A 19,688-nucleotide genomic window follows, 5' to 3' on the forward strand; every position below is an offset into this window, starting at 1 on the left:
AATTAACCAGCACTTTCGGCTTGCAACAACCGTAAATTCTCTTCAACACCAGCCGCTTCAGTCAGTTCTGCTACATTTTGTTTGGTAAAAAAACCATCAAAATCGCCAAAGCGTTGCACGTATTCAATGATGAGTGACGAATGTTCTGAAGCACTGGAGAAAATCTGTTTGAGGCCTTCTTCACGTGAGCCAATCACATCCAATAAAAAGTCTTTACCTTTCTCTCTGATTGCATCGACTACATAGTCAATGTTGATTTGACCTTTGGTCTCACCATCAGCCACACCAAGTGCAATATGATGTAATCGAGGACCGTAGTTGCGCACGAAATTTTCGGTGGGCGATGGCAAACCTACTAAATGATTCACAAAATAAGGATGATTAGCAGCGGTAAACACCTTGGCTGGACTATGTCGTTCATCGTCATAGTGTGCACTTTTAGTGACGTTGGTTGAAGAATTTTGACTGGTAATGTCGTACGAGCCCCAGTAGTAATAGCTGGAAAGCGTCAAGTATTCAAGTATCGCCACTTCACGGTTTTGGCTATAGATACGCGTAGCTAAATGATCTATCGGCAGAATTAACTTATCTAAGCCAAGTTTTGCTTGTGTTTCTTTGGCTTCAAGATAACCACGATTCACATCGTTGTGAATAACACTGACTCCCAAAGCATATACACGGATATCCTCGGGTGGACGTTCCCAATAACCTGCAATATTATGCGTATAGGGTGACGGTTTAACGATTGCCATATTGCCAGGCAGTTCCAGTTTACGAATTTGATCCTGATTAAAAAAACGGATCTCCCGTGCTTTTTGTAGTTCTACAACCTCATGCAGATTGGTGACACGGAAAATCTCGCCCATATAACGCGAATTGGGTTTATGTGCCCCTATCGGATAGACGTCATTTAGACTGCGAAATATTCCGTGTAAATTTGGATCACGCACTTCTCTCACAATAATATCAGGTGAATTCATGTCGATTCGCAAAACATGAGTCCAGTGAGATTCTGACTCAAGCGTAACCAAGTAATGATAAGGCGTCATCAATGCCAGTTCGCTGATATAGGCTACTGAACAGCCTGGCTCAACGGTAATCATCATCGCGTCTATTTCATGCACCATATCAGTTAAACCGATACGATCGCGATCTTCTAATAGCTTGGGCAGAAATTCTTCAAACCAAGGTGAATTGACCTTGTCGCCGTGACGCTGAAATTGCAGTGAGTTCATTAAGTAGCCTGTAGTTGAAAAACTATATATTTTGAAAAATAGATTGAATGCCGAGTTTCAGTTACTGCTGTATTTACTGCTGTATTTACTGCTGTAATTGCTGTTGTACTTGCGACATTTCCTGTACTTTAAAATTGACGGACATCTGCTGATGGCCAATATCGCGCATTACGCTGCTAATTGGACAGGCATCCCGGTAATCCAGTCCTGTGGCAAGCCGCACATGCACGCCGTTTGAAGGTACATTATTAGCCACATCAAAGCTTTGCCAACCAGCGCCAACCAGCCAGGCGTCCGCCCAGCTATGGTTTTCAAGCTGATTGCTGACTGGATTAAAACAATAACCATGCACAAACCTTGCAGGTACTTTCAATACTCTACAACAAGCGATAAAAAGGTGTGCCAAACCCTGACTCAACCCTTTGCCACTCGATAGCGCATCAATGGCAGATTGCTGACTATCATCAGCATCTTTAGTCCACTTCACGGTTTGTGAAATGCCATTCATTAAAGCCATCAGCAGGTCTTTATCGATTATTTGACCTTGTGGTAAAAATCCATGCGCAAACTGGCGAATTTCTTCATTCACTTGTGTAAGTCTGGTATGACGAAGGTAGACAGGCAATGCCAAATCATCTGGTCTTATTACAGGGCTTACTGGCACTTCAATATCAGTTTCCACCTCTCCACTCGCAGTAATAATAATTTCCTGATGAGGAGAATCCATCACCAGCGTATGCGTTGCATTGCCAAAGGCGTCAATCTGCGGTGAGGTTTTACCACTTACTTTGACATGCCAATTACTCACACGCTGACCAAAACCATCCTGCGGGGTTAGACGCAGTTGTTGAATGGTATAAGCGACGGGCTTGTTAAATGCATACCGGGTGCTGTGCTCTATATTGAGTTTCATCATTACTCTCTCATTCAATTATTATTTAGCTTTGGTACTGTTCCAGTGTACTCACTGATTCATCTAGACCTGCTTCATTAAGGCTAGGTGCATTTAGATAAGTGCGTTGAATCTCTATGCCCAGGCGGTTGTTATGCCTGAGGAATGACTCTAAAAATTCATGCAGCCCACCCCGGAAAATGTCTTCAATGCGCCCGTAATGCAGGCTAGAGTGCATCTCGCCTGCCTGACGTTTACATTCACGACCGGCATCACCACTCAATTGGTCCAGGATATTGGTAAGTTCATCCATACAAGCATGCAGTGATCGTGGCATGTCGTGACGCAAAACAAGTAGTTCAGCCACGCGCAACGGCATTACGGCATCGCGATAAACTTTTAAATAGGCTTCATAAGCACTGGCAGAACGCAATAATGCACTCCACTCGTAATAATCCACCGCGCCGCCCACATCACTAGCTGAAGGTAATAATAGGTGGTACTTAACATCCAGCAGGCGTGCCATATCATCTGCCCGTTCGATAAACCCGCCCAATCGGGTAAATCGAAAGCCATCATCACGTAACATCGTGCCGTATGTAACTCCGCGGAATAGATGCGAACGTGATTTCACCCAGTCACAAAACTCTGACAAGCCGCTATCCAAAATAAGCAGCTTGTCCATTTGCTGGAATTCAAGCCATAGGCTATTGATGTTCTCCCACATTTCTGAAGACATCGCCACCCTTACAGCGTGCGCATTTTCGCGTGCAGCACGGAGGCAGTTGTAAATGCTGGATAAATTACGCTCATCCATTGCAATGTAATAAATCACATTGCGTGCAGTAACTTCGTCATAAGTTGCTTGGAAATCTTCAACGGTATCTGATATATGCAAAAGTGGTACCCAAAGTGCGGCTTCACTTTGAGCGGCATTTTGTACTAACGACATGCGATAGGTAACATCAAGCATGCGCGCCATATTTTCGGCACGCTCAATATAACGTGCCATCCAGTAAAGGTGATCTGCGGTACGGCTTAACATTGCAGCACCCACGTATCTTTCGTACCGCCGCCTTGCGATGAGTTCACCACTAATGAACCTTCATTCATGGCGACGCGACAAAGTGCACCTGGTACGACGGTAGTTGTTTTTCCAGTCAATACATACGGACGCAAATCTACATGCCGAGGGGCCACGCCTTGTTCTACCAAGGTTGGACAGGTTGAAAGCGCCAGCGTAGGCTGGGCAATGTAATTGTCTGGATTGGCAAGGATGCGTAGACGGAAATCTTCAATCTGTGATTTACTTGAGGTAGGGCCAACCAGCATGCCGTAGCCACCTGAGCCCTGTACTTCTTTAACGACTAACTCAGCCAGATGCTCTAATACGTATTTTCTGTCATCTGCTACACTAAGTTTATAGGTAGGTACGTTAGACAATATCGGTTCCTCACCCAAATAAAAACGGATCATTTCCGGCACATAGATATACGTGGACTTATCATCCGCCACCCCTGTACCGATGGCATTTGCAAGTGCAACGCCCCCATTGCGATAAACTGAAATCAACCCCGGTACACCTAGCATTGAATCTTGCCTGAATGCCAGCGGATCAATAAAGTCATCATCGATACGGCGATAAATAACATCCACCTGTTTTGGGCCCTCCGTAGTGCGCATGAATACAGCGTTATCTTTCACAAACATATCCCGACCTTCGACTAATTCAATGCCCATCTGCTGCGCAAGAAAAGCATGTTCGAAGTAAGCACTGTTATAAGCTCCAGGCGTCATCAGCACCACGGTCGGATTGTTTGCTCCGCGCGGGGCAACGGCACGCAAATTTTCCAGCAACAGTTGCGGGTAATGCTCAACTGGTGCAATTGGATAATTGCGGAATAATTCTGGAAACAAGCGCATCATCATGCGTCGGTCTTCCAGCATGTATGAAACGCCAGAAGGTGTGCGTAAATTATCTTCCAGCACATAAAACGTATCGGCTTCGGTACGTACAATATCAATGCCGGCAATATGCGCATAGACGCCGCCTGATACGTCAACGCCCTGCATTTCTGGCCGATACATTTCGTTGGTTAGAATGCTTTCCGGCACAACACCAGCTTTAATGATGTCTTGTCCGTGATAAAGGTCATTTAAAAACATATTGAGTGCCCGTACCCGCTGACATGCACCATCTGATAGCCGCTTCCACTCGTTTGCAGCTAAAATACGTGGGACAACATCGAATGGAATCAAGCGTTCAGCACCCTCTTCCTCACCATAAACTGCAAAGGTGATGCCTACCCGACGAAACAACAGCTCAGCATCACGTGATTTTTGAGCAAGTTGTGAGAAGTCTTTTCCAGCTAACCAGTCAGCATAAGCTGCATATACTGGCCTAACCCCTTTTTTAGAGTCGAATGACTCGTCAAAGGCTGTCAGTATTTTATTTTTATAATCAATAGTAGCCATAATGATTAGCTACTTGCAAGGCGCGTGCCAACTACATGCAATGCCATTGCCTTCTATATAGAATGCGCCTTACAGGCTTATTCAAGGCTAATTTTATTGAATTAGCCCCTTGGGTTTTGCAAGCCATGAGACATAGCGCGCAGTTTTGGTGCAAGGCTAACTATTCAAGCCTATTGTTAGTGCGCCAGTATTAGAGCTAAACCTAGCAAGCCCAAGGCTAGCGTCATCTAGCAAGCAAAAAAAAACCATTTTATAAAATTCTTTTGCTGCCAATCGCAAAATAAAACATGTCCGCGAATTTTTTCAGCTACAGGGTGTTGGTACAATTATTGCAACGTTTCTTATGTAGCATCTCATGCTAATGCATGGAATAAGGAGTTTTTTATGATTAAAGTATGGTCTATACCGACTCGATTGCTGCATTGGATTTTGGTGGGTGCCTTCTGTATCGCCTTTTATACTGCTACTTCAGAGCTAAAGCGTGACATTCATGTGGAGGCAGGCTATGTAGCTGGTGCTGTGATAGTAATACGCTGGCTATACGGATTTTTAATGAAAGACTTTTCTGCATTTCGCCGATTTCCGCCCAATCCTGGTGCGGGATTCGCTTACATCACCAGTATTTTGACAGGCAAGCCTAAACGATACCTTGGTCATAATCCTGCTGGTGCGCTGGCCATCTATGCCATGCTTACCCTTGGACTGTTAACGATTTTGACTGGCTTCATGTCGTTTAACGACATCGCAATTCCATTTGGGTTGATGGATGATGACCAGATTAAAGATTTTCATGATTTTGTTGCATATGCATGGTTGTGGACCGTTGGACTGCACTTGGTTGGCGTGGTCGTTGGCAGTTTGGTTCATAGAGAGAATCTAATACTAGCGATGATCACTGGATTTAAACGCCGCAGACTAATCGGTGCAGGAAACCACTTACCGCCACTGCCGGCACATTATGAGATTTCTGACTCGCTGCATATGCAGTATATTGAAGAAGCTGCCTATTACATAGCTGAACGACAGGGATTTCAGGCGGATCATTCTTGGGAGTATTGGCTACAGGCTGAAAAAGAAGTGGCACATATGCTGAAAAATATTAAATAATAAAAAGTTTAGTGAATTCAAAATTCCAGCTAACTCCTTTCTAAAAATGAAAACGAGATAGAATGCGCGGCTTATGTAAGCAAAAGGAGAATCACCGTGTGGCTTAGGACTAAATGCGAGATTAGCTTTGACGTCAGTATTGCTACACCGTTTATCCTTATGCTTCGTCCGCGTAGTGGCTTACATCAATGGGTAGCGCGTGAATCATACACATTAAAACCCAGTGTGCCTGTGGTCGAATATACCGACAATTATGGCAATCTTTGTCAGCGGCTAATCGCCCCGCCAGGTGAGTTTTGCATACGCACATCAGCAGATATACTCACCGCCGACAGTATTGACGTTTGTCCAGGAGCGCCTTTTGATGAAGTGCAGCACCTGCCTGATGAAGTTCTTACCTATCTTTTACCTACACGCTATTGTGAATCTGATCGGTTTATAGACCTTGGTCAGGAAATAGTGGCTGGTGTAGCGCCAGGCTATGACCAGGTAGCCACCATCGTAACGTGGATACGTGGCAATATTCGCTTCAATCCAGACTCCATCCACTTTCAGTTATCAGCGGTAGAAGTCAATCAACAACGTGAGGGAGTTTGCCGGGAACTCGCCCATTTAGGCATCGCCTTATGCCGAGGGTTGTGTATCCCTGCGCGTATGGTTGTTGGTTACCTGCATGGACTTGAACCTATGGATTTTCATGCCTGGTTTGAAGCCTATGTAGGCGGTCGCTGGTATACCTTTGACGCAACCCAGCCTTATCCAGTAGGTGGGCGTGTCACTGTAGCCTATGGAAGAGACGCAGCTGATGTTGCTATATTTAATCAGTTCGGCCCAGCTTTGTATCCTCAAGAAATGTCGGTTCACGTTGAGATGCTTGATTCAGCGCCGGATTAAACGTCATGCAAAGGTTGCGCATTAAACATTTGACGGAATATCTCTTTCCAACGCAGGTGACGTTAAATCAGCATAGGCTTCTATTACGACCACGCGAGGGGCATGATGTACGCATTGAGTCTTCCAAGTTAGAAATAACGCCTGCGTATAATATTCAATGGCAGCGTGATGTATTTGATAATTCCCTGGCAATCGTCAACTTCCTGGAGCGTTCAAACAAACTAACCATTGCCAGTGAAGTGATGATTCAACATTACGATCAAGCGCCTTATGACTTTATGGTTGAGCATTACGCAGTCAGATATCCTTTTGCATATGCGCTGGATGAACAAGTTGATCTGGCGGCATTTCAGCAGCCTATCTTTTATAAAGATCAATATATTGTTAACAGTTGGCTGCAACTACTCGGATTAAACGGCATGGAGACCTTTGGCTTGCTGATGAAATTAAATCAGATGATTAGCCAGCAGTTCCGTTACCAAATAAGAGAAGAAGCTGGCGTACAATCGCCGTCACAGACGTTATCGCAGCGTAGCGGATCATGCCGCGATTACGCTACACTTTTAATAGAAGCTTGTCGCTGTCTTGGTTTGGCTAGTCGATTTGTCAGCGGTTATTTACACGCGCCCGCAACCGAGGCTGGCAATGCGACCACCCATGCCTGGGTTGAGGTCTATTTGCCAGGCACAGGCTGGAAGGGTTTCGACCCTACATCAGGCGAGGTAACGGGCAATCGGCATATTGCAGTAGCAGTAGCGCGAAACCCGGAAGCAGTTCCTCCAGTCTCAGGTAGCTTCATAGGATTAGGTTTGATAGCACCAAAGATGGTAGTTGATGTACAGGTTAACTTGCTTGCCTGATTGTTTTAGTCTTAGCATAACTATCAAAACGAATAGAGTAGAACCCACCCTCTTTCGCCTGATACATCGCTGTGTCATCATATAGATTCCACAGAGTTAACAACGTCAAAGGTCACTAACCGTGAGAACAATATTAAATAAGCCGATTGTGAATAGCTTGATGGTCTTTGGTTTGGCTTTAAATATGCCAGTTGCAAATGCTCTGGATAGTAAAGGTTCTGTCATGATAAACGGGCTTGGCCAGCGCGTTTGCTCAAAAATGACAGCGCATGTTAGCGAATATCCAGAAGCTTCAGATGTATATGCTGCATATATTGACGGTTTCGCTTCTGCCATAAATGTTACAGTTCACGGAAAGGCAAATTATCTTGAAGGAACCGATAAAGAGTCGCGTTATATGTTTGTGCTGCAGCATTGTGAAAACAATCCAGCTGACACACTCTTTCAGGCTATAAACCAACTTTACGTTAAAGAGACCGGCCAACCGATTAATGAGCTCTCAGCCCAACGCAGCCCTCCCCCATCTAAATCAGCAGTTAGCGCTGGCAAGCCAGCGATTAAGCCTACAAAACTAGCAGTTAAAGCTAAGAAGCCAGAGGTTAAAGCTAAGAAGCCAGAGGTTAAAGCTAAAAAGCCAGAGGTTAAAGCTAAAAAGATAGTAAAAAAAAGTAATTAGATTTTAGGCTATTAGAGATTCCTATAGCCTTAATGGGTCATATCGGATTGAGGTATTAACTTATAGAATTATTTATACCGACTTACTTCTATAGGCAGAAAAAGAATGACTCGTTCTGAATTAATTCAAAACCTTAGAGATAAGTTCTCACATCTTACATTAGAAGATGTAAACATCAGCGTAAAAGTAATTCTTGATGAAATTTCAAACAAATTAGCTGAAGGCTCCAGGGCTGAAATTAGAGGTTTTGGTACTTTCAAGATTAACTACAAACCACCGCGTATTAGCAGAAACCCACGGACTGGGGAAAGAGTTGAAGTTCCTGAAAAATATGTCCCTAATTTTAAAGCCGGGCATATCTTACGTGACAAAGTTAATCAGTAAGCTAAGTAAGTTTAATGTTTAAATAAACCTAAATCAGCAAACCAACCAGCAGTTAGACTGCCAATATTTTCTTCATAACAGGCAATTTTCCAAAAAACCTCGTATACACTCGATATTCTTGCTGAATTAAGGCAACATAACGACCTAACGCATTTCTCAAAGCACTACAACTCAAATTTAGATAGAAAAAATAGCACAAGTAGCCGCACAAAAAATTCACTGGATGACTAAATATTGATTCAGAAACATTCTGAACTTCCTTCGAATTAAGTTCTCTGAAAATTGTATGACTTCAAATTGCATCAGGAGAGTAAATGTATAAATCTTTATTTGCTGTAGTTTCAATTTCTTTATTTTTTCCAACTGCAAATTCAGCGGAAACCAATATGCGGCCGGGGTTATGGGAAATAACAACCACTTCAGACCTGCTATGGCTTGTGCCACAAATCCCGCAAGATCAAATGGATAACTTAAAAGATATCGCCAAGGAATACGGCTTTGATATGCCACAAATTCAGAATGGCGCAGCTACGTCCAGTGCTTGCATTACGCAGGAAATGGCAAATCAAAAAAATCCGCCTGATTTTTATCAAAATCAAATGGGGTGTACAGCTAAAAATGCCACCATTTCAGAAAACAAATATCGACTAGATTTCTTTTGTACAAATGCACAACTGAAAGGAAATGGAACTGCAGAAGGAACTTTTGTCAGCATGGAGAGCTTTAAAGGACAAACTCAATTTAAAGGCCTTGCACAAGGTAATCCAATCAATGAAAAGGCAGATATCAGTGGTCGGTGGATTAACGCAAGCTGCGGAAATGTAAAGCCACTTTAACAATAGAATGTTAAAAAATTTATAGCCATTTTTTGGTTATATTGAGCTGATTCATCCATCAATAGCCTTGCCAGACAACTCACTCCATATACCGCACACTCTCGATGATTTGGTATGCGGGCATTTATTTACCGAGCGGTAGATAAACAACGAAATACGTTTCACAAAGCCTCAAACATCTATGTAGAATATAATCAGATTGTCAGTCGACAAAATTGCGTTTAGCCCTGTATTTCCGCTTGTATAAAACTAGTTAAATAAATGTTGAATGCGTATTTTAGAGCAACCAGACTCGATTTCGAATGCACACCTACAGCGATGCGATATAATACAGTTGATTGCTAAAGAATCTTAACTCATGAATATCTGCCTAGCATCAAGCCGTATCATTTTTTTCGTCTAACGTTCACCGAATGAGTTTGCCGATATTGCCTATAAAAACCGCATACATGCCTCTTTCTGGCATTTTTCAACAGCCGCAGTCTTGGCAAGACAGCATTCTTGGTGTCATCAGCTTTGCTGAACCTTCAACAGACAACATTACAGAGGCTGTTAAATTTCCGATTTTTCAATTGCATGCGCCTATTCTGGATGGAGCAGACGCAGCCTGTGAAATCTGGTTGAGCAACACAGATTTATCGTCAGATAAACTTTTAAGACATGGTAATAATGGTGCAATTCAATATCGTTATAGTGACGAATTTTTATTTGGCTTCATTAACTTGCCTGAGTTGGCGCCTAGTCAAAATGAGGCGGGTCAAAATATAATGAATATAGCGCCATTACAACATACTACGGAATCTGCTTACCGTCAGATATTTGCGCTAATGGATGAACTGGATTATCCGTACATTTGCCGCTTCTGGAATTACATGGCAGACATCAATGGCCTTGACCATGGACTGGAGCGCTATCGCCAGTTTAATGTAGGCCGTAAAGATGCTTTTCTGGCTTGTGACCGTGAAGTGGCTAGTAAATTACCAGCCGCTTGCGCACTGGGCCTAGCAGACGGGCCGCTATCCATCGCTTTCCTGCTTGGACGTAAAGCGCCGGTCGCCATTGAAAATCCACGTCAGATCAGTGCATATGAATACCCTGAAGAATACGGCCCGCGAACGCCGAGTTTTTCCCGTGCGACTTTGCTGCACGCTGAACTAGAAGATCTCTTGCTGATATCAGGTACAGCCAGTATTGTTGGCCATCAGACACTGCATCCGTCAGACGTGGTGGCACAAACCAGGGAAACACTGGTAAATCTGGATGCTGTGATTGCTGAGGCCAATCGTATACTTGGTGAGCAGAAGTTTGATGTGCAAAATATTTTTTTCAGAGTATATATCCGCCATGCTGCAGACCTATTATTGGTGCGTAATGAAATGCAGCGTACTCTGGGTGACACAATTGAAGCTGTTTTCATTCAAGCCGATATCTGCCGCCGTGAGTTGCTGATGGAAATTGAAGCGACTGCCTGGTATAAATCGGAACTCTCATGTGTAAAATAAGGCTGCAATCTATCATGAAATTATTACTCATGGGTTATGATTATCTTGTCTTGTACCTTGGATTGCTGTGGCTGGGCTTACTCACCTTGGGCTGGACGTTGGTGGCTGTTCCCCTTTATCCATTATTGCCAGCACGCTACGCCATGCATTTAGGCCGTTATGCCATCATGACTTTGTTTAGAACCTATATTGCCAGTTTAAGTGTTTCACGTCGTTGCAGTTTTGATTTAACAGAGTTGGATGCATTACGGAACGAAGCTCCGCTAATCATTGCGCCTAATCACCCTAGCCTGCTGGACGCAGTGATGATTATTTCCCGTTTGCCTAATGTAGCTTGCGTCATGAAGTCAGAATTAATGAATAATATTTTTCTTGGTGCTGGTGCGCGACTGGCGCGTTATATTCGCAATGAACCGGTACGGCAGATGGTACTTCAGGCCAGTGAAGATTTTAAAACCGGTAGCCACCTGCTCTTGTTCCCGGAAGGAACCCGCACTACGCGTCAGCCCATAAACGCCCTGAAAGGCAGTATTGCCTTGATCGCCATGCAAGCGCAAGTACCCGTGCAAGCCGTATTGATAGAAACTAATTCACCTTACCTGAGTAAAGGCTGGCCTTTATTCCGCAAGCCCACTATGCCTGTCAGCTACAAGATAAGATTAGGCAAACGCTTCGACCCGCCTGAAAATGCCCACCGCTTTATGGAAGAACTAGAATGCTATTTTTCCGAGATACTAAAGCCTACATTGCAACCAGTCCCTGCTCAAGGCTCATTATTTCCGATGCCTACGCAAAATGTAGCCATACTTGGCTTTAACCCACATGGAACGCCTTTGTTATGATTACTGCTTCTACCAGCCATATCGTTCTTATTCCCAGTTACAATCCAGGCCCTAAAGTGTATGACACGGTACGCGCAGCGCGCCAGCACTGGAAACCGGTATGGGTGGTGATTGACGGTAGCACCGATGGCTCGGAAGTGGCTTTACAAGCCATGGCAGCCGAAGATTCAGGCTTGCGCATCATCCATTTACCACGCAACAAGGGTAAAGGCGCGGCCGTCTTGCATGGATTAAATCTGGCCGCCGCTGAGGGCTACACGCATGCGTTGACTATGGATTCAGACGGACAACATCCCCCAGAGTTAATCCCAGTTTTTATGGCTGAGTCAATCAGGCAGCCAAACGCTATGGTGCTGGGCATGCCGATATTTGATGCCAGCGCACCAAACCTGCGTGTACAGGGTCGAAAAATATCTAACTGGTGGGCTAACCTGGAAACCTTATGGGCTGGTATTGGCGACTCTTTGTTTGGTTTTCGCGTTTACCCGATTGACCCGTTAAGAAAAGTCATGCGTTACCAACCATGGATGCGCCATTTTGATTTTGATCCGGAGGCCGCAGTCAGGCTAAGCTGGCACGGGGTCAAAGTGGTGAATCTGCCTGCACCGGTGCGTTATTTCAGGGCCGATGAAGGTGGCGTTTCGCATTTTCGCTACCTGCGCGACAACATATTACTCACCTGGATGTATACGAGGTTATTTTGCGGCTTCGTGCTGCGCTTGCCTGTGCTGTTGACGCGACGTTTATTGGGCGTGTTTAAAAGTCAGTAATGACTAAGTTAAATCATACCGCCATTGATTGAGATAATCTGCCCCGTGATATAAGCGGATTGAGTGGAAGCAAGAAAGCTAACCAGATCAGCCACTTCAGTCGGCGTGCCAGCGCGTTTCATGGGCACCATATTGGCGATAGTCTGCGCATCAAATACGGACTCACTCATAGCCGTATCAATAATTCCCGGGGCTACGGCATTAACAGTGATGCCCCTGCTGGCAACTTCCTGCGATAGCGATTTAGTGGCTGCATTCAACGCTCCCTTTGCAGCAGAATAATTAGTCTGGCCACGATTGCCAGTGATACTGGCGATGGAGGATATATTGATGATACGTCCCCAGCGACTGCGTATCATCGGCATCATCAGCGGCTGGGTGACGTTGAAAAATCCATTTACAGATACGTCGATGACGCGATGCCACTGATCTGGGCGCATACCGGGGAATACCGCATCATCATGAATGCCGGCATTGTTGACTAGAATCTGGATAGGCTCATCTTCCACCAGCGGGCCAAGTATAGCGCTCACAGCGGCGCTATCGGTGACATCAAATTGCAACGCCTCGGCACTGCCACCAGCCGCACAGATTTCTGCAACCAACTGCTGCGCCACTGCTATACCCTGGTTAGCGTGGATATAGACATGGCAGCCATCGGCGGCAAGGCGACGGCTAATGGCAGCACCTATGCCGCCGCTACCACCTGTGACTAAAGCTCTTTTCATGTGTTTTTTCCTAAGTTAACTGCCAATGCATCCGCATTCAATACCACGGCGGCGCGCCCTTCCAGCAAAAGTTTGTCGTCAGCGCGAACATTAAACTGATACAGAATATTGTTTTCGCTACTCATAATGCAACTGGCAGTTATCAGCAAATCCGCCTGAATGTCATCCAGTCGCGTCACTGCCATCGTTACTCCGCGCACACTGACCAGATAGCCCACACGCGGCCTAGCGATATTCTCAGGAGCCAGTAAGGCACCATGCACCGCCATGGCCTGTGCGGCGTATTCAATGCCGCAGGCGATTCCTAGCTGGCCGTGAGCGCGCAAAGGATTATCAATAGCATGATGACTGCTGGCGCGGCATACAATTTTTTCTTGATCCCAGGTTTCTACTTTGTCTAGCAGGCACATGCTACCTTGATGCGGAATATGGGCTGCAATCCATTTATGGTCTAGATGAGCATGATTCAGTCGGGCGTCATGAAACTCCTTATCTAGCATGGGCTGACCTCTATAGCCAAGCGTGTGTTATCAAGATAATCCAGCACCACTCGACGGTTTTTCTGCTGGGCGATTGCCTGCAACAAGGGTAAACCGCGCGCGACAGGAATCGCTATGCGCAAGCTTTCCAGTGCTGCATCCTGAAATTTGCAGGCATCGTCATGAGTGATGCTGACCTTGATCTGGGCGATGGTTTGCGGATTTTGTTGTGGTGCGAGTACCAGTGCGATACCAAGATTATCGGGGATAGATCGCAGGCTGAACATAGGTTCCGGGTACGGCGTATCACTCGCCATTAAAATGCAACGGCTACCCTCAACCACCACTTGTGTCATTGCATCCAGTAACCCTGCCCCAAAGCTGGCGTCAAAGGCACATAGTACCGACGAGCTAGCCATGGCGCCAGTGGCAATGCTCCAGTAACCAGCCGCCGCATTATGCACGGAATTATGAAAACGCGTAGGAGAAATTTGCCTGTCATCTGATGCCAGCATTTCACAGATAGTATGGCAATTAAGTCCATCACCGTTAGAAAACGAAAATACGCTGGGCAAACTTGCCGCCTCCAAGCCAGCGGCCGCAATCGCCTCCAGCGAGGTTGCCAGCGTCAGCTTGACAATATCACTGGCGCGTCTTCGTTCTGCCGCTGGTAACAACTCTGGGGTGGGTATCACGGTTTTTAATGATAAGTAAGGCTGCTCGCCAGTCAGTATCTCAAGCGTACTGGGCCAGTTAGTGAGCCCTGGACCTAATATGCCAATACCTTCGATATAGGCAGTCAGTTGGATTGTCATTGATTTGATTCCCCATCTGGTTGCTGACCAACTTGAGCCAAGCCAAAAATTAAACTGCAATTGGTGCCGCCGAATCCAAAAGAATTACTCATCACGCGTGCAAGCGCTTGGCTGCGATTTTCCAGTTGATAATTCAGTTCGAGTAGCGGGTCTACCTCATGCGTATTTAGGCCGCCCGGTATAAATCCATGTTGCAGAGCAAGTGCGCAAATCACCGTTTCAACCGCGCCTGCAGCACCCAAAGTATGGCCTGTGGCACCCTTGGTGGAACTGCACAGGATGTCGTGACCAAACACAGCTGTGACGCCTTTAGCCTCTGCTGCATCATTGCTTGGCGTGGCCGTACCGTGCAGGTTAATGTAATCAATATCGGTCGGGGCTAGACCAGCGCTATGCAGCGCCTCTTGCATCGCTATGCGCGCGCCTAGCCCCTCCGGATGGGGTGATGACATGTGATAGGCATCGCTGGACTCGCCGATGCCCAGCAACAGTACTGCACGTGTATTATCATTTGCGGATGGACGCTCAAGCAGTGCAAATGCTGCGGCCTCACCAATCGAGATGCCATCGCGCTCAACATCACAGGGGCGACAGGCTTGCGTAGAAAGCAAGCCTAGTGAAGCGAAACCGTAAAGCGTAGTCAGGCATAAGGTATCCACCCCACCGACTACTGCTGCATCTATCAATCCAGCTTCTATCATGCGTCGTGCCACACTAAATACCTTGGCGCTGGAGGAACATGCTGACGACACCACAACGGCAGGGCCGCTGAGAGCGAAATATTGACGTGTAAAATCTGTAACCGAGTAGGTGTTCTGCGTCTTGCTATAGTTTAAACCTGCAGGCAATGCGCCAGTCACTGGGTCACGCTCCCGGAAGGCTAGCTCGGTTTCCAGTATTCCCGAGGTGCTGGTGCCCAGGAAAACACCAACACGTTCGCGCCCATACCTTTCTGCCGCAGTATTGACGGCATCGGCAAAGCCATCCTGTTCCAACCCCAACTGCGCCAGACGATTGTTGCGGCAATTATAGTCAGCCATGCCGGCAGCCATTTTCACATCATCCACGCCTTCAACCTCACCAATAAAGGTTGGCAGGTTTACCGTTTCGAAGTCACAGGGCTTGAGCGCTTGCCGGCCGTGACGCAAGGCATCCAAGGTCTGTTGCAGGCCACGCCCGAGGCAGCTTGTGGCAGTGAAATGTGAAAGTAATAGCGGTTTCAAGGAAAAATTCTAGGCTTTCTGTGCATGATAATGATTTGGGCGCTATCTTTTATATATAGCCGCAAGTTAAATTATATATTGTAATCCGTATTCATAACGCTGCTTCCTGTAAGGTGACCAAATGCAGATTTGCCTTATTGGCAGCATCCAGCAAAGACGGCAGAACCTCTACAATAATAGGGATATTTTCTTTCGTAAGTGCAGCATTACCATCGTGCAGCAATAAAATAGCGCCGGGGCTTAGCCTGGATAATAGTTTGTTTTTGACTTTTTCTGCATCTTTCTCCTGGGTATCAAAACCGCGTACTGTCCAGCTGGTGAGGCGCAAGCCTAAATGACTCAGCACTGGTTGCAAAAACGGATTACGCAAACCAGCCGGGGCACGGAAAAACTTAGGGTAAATACCCGTGATGCTGAAAATAGTCTCCTGTGCGGCCTGAATCTCACGCGCAAAACCACCCATGCCTAGAAGTGAAAAGTAATGCCTATGATGTTGGCTATGGTTCTCTATCGAGTGACCACGACGTACAATTTCACGGCATAGCTCAGGGTGCTGCTGTACCCTGTCGCCTATACAAAAGAAAGTGGCTTTAGCATGAAAACGGTCTAGTAAATCCAGTACTTGCGGCGTCACCATGGGATCGGGGCCGTCATCTATGGTCAAAGCAATTTCATTGCGGTCGGCGGCAGCTGTTGGTAACCGTGTCCAGTTTGGACCCAGCCAGTTGCTACGTGGCCATAGGCCGACAGCTGAAATCAGCAGATGAGTGCTAATTAGTACAGCCAGCGCCCATGGCCAAAGGTCGGGTGCAACAATTAGACTGATTAATACCAGTACATGCAACATAACGGATAGCTTGATAAATAAAGTAGGACGCCAATGCGCTTGCTTGATGTCAGTCATGGCTGTTTTTACCGAATCGTTTATCAAGAAAGTGATGCCATAACTGCTGCCACACTGGCCAGACATGATCGCCGGGGATTTTATCGACGCGGGTTGCGGGCAATATCTGCGCTATCATCAAATGACTTTCCGCAAAGCGGTCATCCTCGCCGTAGCTTAAATGTACTTCAATCGGGCTCACTTCAGTCTCCGCAGCGTTAACATGCGTTTTAAGCCAATGCCAATTAAGACGCTCAATATCTTCATCGGGAATAGCATCCGGTGCCCATGCCTGAAGGCCGCCGGCGTAAGCTATTTCGCCCGTGGTCATGCGGTTGCCGGGATACGGAGCTAACAATAACAGCCCTGCCAGCTGCTCAGGATAACTGCCGGCATAGGCCATTGCCACGTAACCGCCAATTGAAATACCGGCGAGCCAGATGTTTTGATAGCCTGCCGCAATCGCGGGTTGTATCAGGGAACTATAAATTTCTGACAATGCACTTTGATCGGCGATATGGCTGAATGACAATTCCGCCATGATTAAATCGATGCCTAGCTGACGCTGGCGTACCGCCTGCACGAAGCCTTCTTTAATGAAGTCTTCCGGCTGCTGATAAGCGCCCGGCAGCAATATCACCAATGTATCGGCATATTGCCCAGGCTTTGCCAAATCAGTGAGATGGCGCATCAGGCTTTTCTCTCATAGTTAAAACTGCTACGTGCAAACACAGCTGAAAAAATCAGCGCGAGGATGACGCCTGGCGCCACAGTAACTCCCATGGCCTGCAATACCGGTACGCTAGAAAACGCCAACAAGCCAAATCCCAGTACCGTCGCCACATTGGCAAGTAACAGTGATGCATAAGTACGCGGCGGTATTTTTGGATTGCTCCCGTTATTATTCTGCGGCTGATTAAAGAATAGTGCGTAATTAGAACCGATGGCTACAATCAGCAGCAGGCCGATCAAATGCAAAATAATCAGTTGCTGCCCGAATAAAGCCAGCCCTGCCGTTACCGTCAGCACTGCTGCTGCCAACGGAGCAATGACCGCGATAACGCGTGTAGGCGAGCGCAACACATACAGTAGCAATATAACTATCGCCAGCAAGCCGGCCAGCGATAACATGATGGCTTCAGTCATGTAAGAGGAATACAAGCGGTTAGATTCGCTTTTCATATCCACAAATATTGCGTTGGGTACCTGCGCCTGATTCAAGACCGCTCGCACCTGGGCAGCATCGATATTGCCATTTTCAGGTGCAGTCAAAGGTATCAGTGCGCTCCAGCGCGATCCTTGCTGTAATAACATGGCGTCCACCGCCATCGCCATTGAGGTGTGTTCCAGATCGCTACGCTGTAGCAAGGGTTGGTTGCGGGCAGCTTCCACATCAATCAGGAATGGCGCAAATATATGAGCACGCACCGGCAAATCCCTGATGGCATTCTCCACCCTGGGCTTTAGTTCGGCGGCAGTTGGCAAACTGGCTTGCCGCGCACGCTGGGTGGCATGGCTGGGCAGGTAATGACTGGCACTGTCGAACGCGGTAAGCACACCCTTCTCGACCAATATCTGCAATGCTGCTGATACTTTTTCCGTAGCTACCAGCACCGCTTCCTGAGCGTCGCCGGATACGACGACCACATAACGTACATCAGGCGCACCCATGCCGGCGCGCAGCCTTGCATCTAGCGCCTGATCAGCAGCGGATACCGGGCTCAAGGCGGCAAGTTCATTGTTCCATAAGTGATCTTGATGCTGGTAAACAACCGCGCTGGATGCTAGCAGCAGCGCAACGGCTGGCCAGCGTAAACGTGGCGCCAACGCAGCATAGTGCGACAAGGTTAATCCGGTGTTAGTCACGTCACGTATTTGAAAGTTGGCTGGTAACAGATGCGGTAATACATAACGCGTCATGGCTGCCGCCGCGACCAGCCCTGCCATTGAGTAAAGTCCCAGTTGCGCCAAGCCGGGAAAGCCTGATAGCAGCAGTGAGGCAAAGCCGAATACAGATGTCAGCACGCCTAGCCTTACTGTCGGCCAAACACGCACAAGCCATGTTTTGCGACTTTGCTCGTTTTTGCCATCAGCTGAATGATCAGATTGCATGAATAGATAGATAGAATAATCCACCGCTTCACCTATCAGTGCGGTGCCAAAGCCCAGCGTAATGCCATGCACCACGCCAAAGCCCATACTAACAGAGGCAATACCCGCCAAGATGCCGGTAGCCACTGGCAGAAATCCTAACAGCAATGCACTTAGCGAGCGGTAAACTGCGAGCAGTAATAATGCAATTAGCAGCGTGCTGACGACAAAAATCAGGCGCACCTGACTTTTAATTGTGTCGCGCGACGCCACCGAAAATACGCCGGGGCCAGTCATGAGCAATTTGGTTTGGCTAGCCCTGTACATGGTTTCATTATCAAAAGCGGCTTGTATGGCCTGCATCGCCAGCTTTTGCGCATCGGTGTCGGAGCCTAAAGCTCGCGTTTGAATCAGCAACAACGCGGTTTTGCCATCGCGTGATGCCCATGCTCCATCGATCAATTGTGGGCGATTACCAGAATTCATTTGATCCAGCAATTGCAGCATTTCACCCGTTGCATCGTGCGGCAACAGTGACTTGAACAGCAAGCCGGCTGGTGAAGCCAGCTGATCTATGCTGTCGTTGATGGCAGTGTGTAGTCCATCTACACTGAAATGCGCTGGCGTAACCGCAGGGCTTAGCAGGTATCGATTATTAAACAGATAACTTTGGTCACGCTCGCTGGTAATCGGCTCACCATTATTGACGCTGACAAATGCCAGGTTAGTGCGCAACGTTTGGGCGATAGCTTTAGAAACTTCGGCATGTGTGGTTTGATCTGCACCCTCTATGCCCACAAGTATCAAGCGCGATGCTAGACCATCTTTAAGCTGATCCATCAATAATTGCTGTTCAACCGTGGGCGTGCGTGGCAGAAAAGCAGACAAATCGGCAGTAAAGTGGCTGCGGCTGATAATAGCCAGACAAGTTAAAACTAGCAGTAGCCAGACGGCAATGGCAGCGCGGCTGCGTTGTAATGCAGATAAATTCACGAG

General features: G+C 46.9%; 20 protein-coding genes. 9 read left to right on the plus strand and 11 right to left on the minus strand.

Features of this window, described 5'->3' with window-relative positions; translation table 11 throughout:
• Positions 1–2: 2 nt before the first annotated feature.
• The 4 genes from Q8J82_RS08265 to Q8J82_RS08280 all read right to left on the minus strand — a co-directional run bounded on the left by Q8J82_RS08265 (position 3) and on the right by Q8J82_RS08280 (position 4,602).
• Entirely contained in the window at positions 3–1,235 is a 1,233-nt protein-coding gene (locus Q8J82_RS08265) for a hypothetical protein (protein WP_305328105.1), read from the minus strand.
• An 85-nt stretch (positions 1,236–1,320) separates the two neighbouring features.
• On the minus strand, positions 1,321–2,151 hold the full coding sequence (locus Q8J82_RS08270; RefSeq protein WP_305328106.1) for a transglutaminase family protein: 831 nt from the start codon (positions 2,149–2,151) through the stop codon (positions 1,321–1,323).
• A 22-nt stretch (positions 2,152–2,173) separates the two neighbouring features.
• Entirely contained in the window at positions 2,174–3,172 is a 999-nt protein-coding gene (locus tag Q8J82_RS08275) for an alpha-E domain-containing protein (RefSeq protein WP_304891388.1), read from the minus strand.
• Positions 3,166–4,602: a circularly permuted type 2 ATP-grasp protein gene (locus Q8J82_RS08280; RefSeq protein ID WP_304891389.1), complete on the minus strand. Its 1,437-nt coding sequence runs from the start codon at positions 4,600–4,602 to the stop codon at positions 3,166–3,168. Before Q8J82_RS08280 ends, Q8J82_RS08275 begins: the two co-directional genes overlap by 7 nt.
• Positions 4,603–4,986: 384 nt before the next feature.
• On the opposite strand from Q8J82_RS08280, the gene Q8J82_RS08285 reads away from it, so the two are divergent.
• The 9 genes from Q8J82_RS08285 to Q8J82_RS08325 all read left to right on the plus strand — a co-directional run bounded on the left by Q8J82_RS08285 (position 4,987) and on the right by Q8J82_RS08325 (position 12,473).
• The gene (locus Q8J82_RS08285) at positions 4,987–5,709 is read left to right on the plus strand and encodes a cytochrome b/b6 domain-containing protein (protein WP_305328107.1); all 723 of its coding nucleotides are present in this window, start codon (positions 4,987–4,989) and stop codon (positions 5,707–5,709) included.
• A 96-nt stretch (positions 5,710–5,805) separates the two neighbouring features.
• Positions 5,806–6,603: a transglutaminase family protein gene (locus Q8J82_RS08290; protein WP_305328108.1), complete on the plus strand. Its 798-nt coding sequence runs from the start codon at positions 5,806–5,808 to the stop codon at positions 6,601–6,603.
• Positions 6,604–6,608: 5 nt separating this feature from the next.
• Positions 6,609–7,463 (plus strand): transglutaminase family protein, encoded by an 855-nt coding sequence (locus Q8J82_RS08295; RefSeq protein ID WP_304908670.1) that lies wholly within the window; start codon positions 6,609–6,611, stop codon positions 7,461–7,463.
• Positions 7,464–7,635: 172 nt separating this feature from the next.
• Positions 7,636–8,139, plus strand: a complete 504-nt coding sequence (locus tag Q8J82_RS08300; protein ID WP_305328109.1) for a hypothetical protein — start codon at positions 7,636–7,638, stop codon at positions 8,137–8,139.
• A 105-nt stretch (positions 8,140–8,244) separates the two neighbouring features.
• Complete coding sequence (locus Q8J82_RS08305) at positions 8,245–8,523, plus strand: integration host factor subunit beta (protein WP_304891394.1); 279 nt, start codon at positions 8,245–8,247, stop codon at positions 8,521–8,523.
• A 314-nt stretch (positions 8,524–8,837) separates the two neighbouring features.
• On the plus strand, positions 8,838–9,359 hold the full coding sequence (locus Q8J82_RS08310) for a DUF3617 domain-containing protein (RefSeq protein ID WP_305328110.1): 522 nt from the start codon (positions 8,838–8,840) through the stop codon (positions 9,357–9,359).
• A gap of 413 nt (positions 9,360–9,772) precedes the next feature.
• Entirely contained in the window at positions 9,773–10,861 is a 1,089-nt protein-coding gene (locus Q8J82_RS08315; protein ID WP_304891396.1) for a hypothetical protein, read from the plus strand.
• A gap of 14 nt (positions 10,862–10,875) precedes the next feature.
• On the plus strand, positions 10,876–11,703 hold the full coding sequence (locus tag Q8J82_RS08320; protein WP_304891397.1) for a 1-acyl-sn-glycerol-3-phosphate acyltransferase: 828 nt from the start codon (positions 10,876–10,878) through the stop codon (positions 11,701–11,703).
• Positions 11,700–12,473 (plus strand): glycosyltransferase family 2 protein, encoded by a 774-nt coding sequence (locus Q8J82_RS08325; protein WP_305252832.1) that lies wholly within the window; start codon positions 11,700–11,702, stop codon positions 12,471–12,473. Before Q8J82_RS08320 ends, Q8J82_RS08325 begins: the two co-directional genes overlap by 4 nt.
• A gap of 8 nt (positions 12,474–12,481) precedes the next feature.
• Here Q8J82_RS08325 and fabG read toward each other — a convergent pair whose 3' ends face one another.
• From fabG to Q8J82_RS08360, 7 genes are all read right to left on the minus strand, one after another.
• The gene (fabG, locus tag Q8J82_RS08330; protein WP_305326196.1) at positions 12,482–13,201 is read right to left on the minus strand and encodes a 3-oxoacyl-ACP reductase FabG; all 720 of its coding nucleotides are present in this window, start codon (positions 13,199–13,201) and stop codon (positions 12,482–12,484) included.
• The gene (locus Q8J82_RS08335) at positions 13,198–13,701 is read right to left on the minus strand and encodes a 3-hydroxylacyl-ACP dehydratase (RefSeq protein WP_305328111.1); all 504 of its coding nucleotides are present in this window, start codon (positions 13,699–13,701) and stop codon (positions 13,198–13,200) included. Before Q8J82_RS08335 ends, fabG begins: the two co-directional genes overlap by 4 nt.
• On the minus strand, positions 13,695–14,495 hold the full coding sequence (locus tag Q8J82_RS08340) for a beta-ketoacyl synthase chain length factor (protein WP_305328112.1): 801 nt from the start codon (positions 14,493–14,495) through the stop codon (positions 13,695–13,697). Before Q8J82_RS08340 ends, Q8J82_RS08335 begins: the two co-directional genes overlap by 7 nt.
• Positions 14,492–15,718 (minus strand): beta-ketoacyl-[acyl-carrier-protein] synthase family protein, encoded by a 1,227-nt coding sequence (locus Q8J82_RS08345; protein WP_305328113.1) that lies wholly within the window; start codon positions 15,716–15,718, stop codon positions 14,492–14,494. The genes Q8J82_RS08340 and Q8J82_RS08345 overlap by 4 nt, the downstream gene beginning before the upstream one ends.
• Positions 15,719–15,809: 91 nt before the next feature.
• Positions 15,810–16,649, minus strand: coding sequence for a polysaccharide deacetylase family protein (locus Q8J82_RS08350; RefSeq protein WP_305328114.1), 840 nt, complete (start codon positions 16,647–16,649; stop codon positions 15,810–15,812).
• Positions 16,615–17,292, minus strand: coding sequence for an alpha/beta fold hydrolase (locus tag Q8J82_RS08355; RefSeq protein WP_305328115.1), 678 nt, complete (start codon positions 17,290–17,292; stop codon positions 16,615–16,617). The genes Q8J82_RS08350 and Q8J82_RS08355 overlap by 35 nt, the downstream gene beginning before the upstream one ends.
• Entirely contained in the window at positions 17,292–19,685 is a 2,394-nt protein-coding gene (locus Q8J82_RS08360) for an MMPL family transporter (RefSeq protein ID WP_305328116.1), read from the minus strand. Before Q8J82_RS08360 ends, Q8J82_RS08355 begins: the two co-directional genes overlap by 1 nt.
• Positions 19,686–19,688: the final 3 nt, after the last annotated feature.

This window comes from Methylotenera sp. (assembly GCF_030684185.1).
GTDB lineage: Bacteria > Pseudomonadota > Gammaproteobacteria > Burkholderiales > Methylophilaceae > Methylotenera.

Coding starts and splice junctions, on each gene's coding strand:
- Q8J82_RS08280 (WP_304891389.1), bottom strand. CDS start 4,602: ATGGCTACTATTGATTATAAAAATAAAATACTGACAGCCTTTGACGAG.
- Q8J82_RS08325 (WP_305252832.1), top strand. CDS start 11,700: ATGATTACTGCTTCTACCAGCCATATCGTTCTTATTCCCAGTTACAAT.
- Q8J82_RS08315 (WP_304891396.1), top strand. CDS start 9,773: ATGAGTTTGCCGATATTGCCTATAAAAACCGCATACATGCCTCTTTCT.
- Q8J82_RS08265 (WP_305328105.1), bottom strand. CDS start 1,235: ATGAACTCACTGCAATTTCAGCGTCACGGCGACAAGGTCAATTCACCT.
- Q8J82_RS08270 (WP_305328106.1), bottom strand. CDS start 2,151: ATGATGAAACTCAATATAGAGCACAGCACCCGGTATGCATTTAACAAG.
- fabG (WP_305326196.1), bottom strand. CDS start 13,201: ATGAAAAGAGCTTTAGTCACAGGTGGTAGCGGCGGCATAGGTGCTGCC.
- Q8J82_RS08275 (WP_304891388.1), bottom strand. CDS start 3,172: ATGTTAAGCCGTACCGCAGATCACCTTTACTGGATGGCACGTTATATT.
- Q8J82_RS08355 (WP_305328115.1), bottom strand. CDS start 17,292: ATGCGCCATCTCACTGATTTGGCAAAGCCTGGGCAATATGCCGATACA.
- Q8J82_RS08340 (WP_305328112.1), bottom strand. CDS start 14,495: ATGACAATCCAACTGACTGCCTATATCGAAGGTATTGGCATATTAGGT.
- Q8J82_RS08335 (WP_305328111.1), bottom strand. CDS start 13,701: ATGCTAGATAAGGAGTTTCATGACGCCCGACTGAATCATGCTCATCTA.
- Q8J82_RS08320 (WP_304891397.1), top strand. CDS start 10,876: ATGAAATTATTACTCATGGGTTATGATTATCTTGTCTTGTACCTTGGA.
- Q8J82_RS08295 (WP_304908670.1), top strand. CDS start 6,609: ATGCAAAGGTTGCGCATTAAACATTTGACGGAATATCTCTTTCCAACG.
- Q8J82_RS08305 (WP_304891394.1), top strand. CDS start 8,245: ATGACTCGTTCTGAATTAATTCAAAACCTTAGAGATAAGTTCTCACAT.
- Q8J82_RS08285 (WP_305328107.1), top strand. CDS start 4,987: ATGATTAAAGTATGGTCTATACCGACTCGATTGCTGCATTGGATTTTG.
- Q8J82_RS08310 (WP_305328110.1), top strand. CDS start 8,838: ATGTATAAATCTTTATTTGCTGTAGTTTCAATTTCTTTATTTTTTCCA.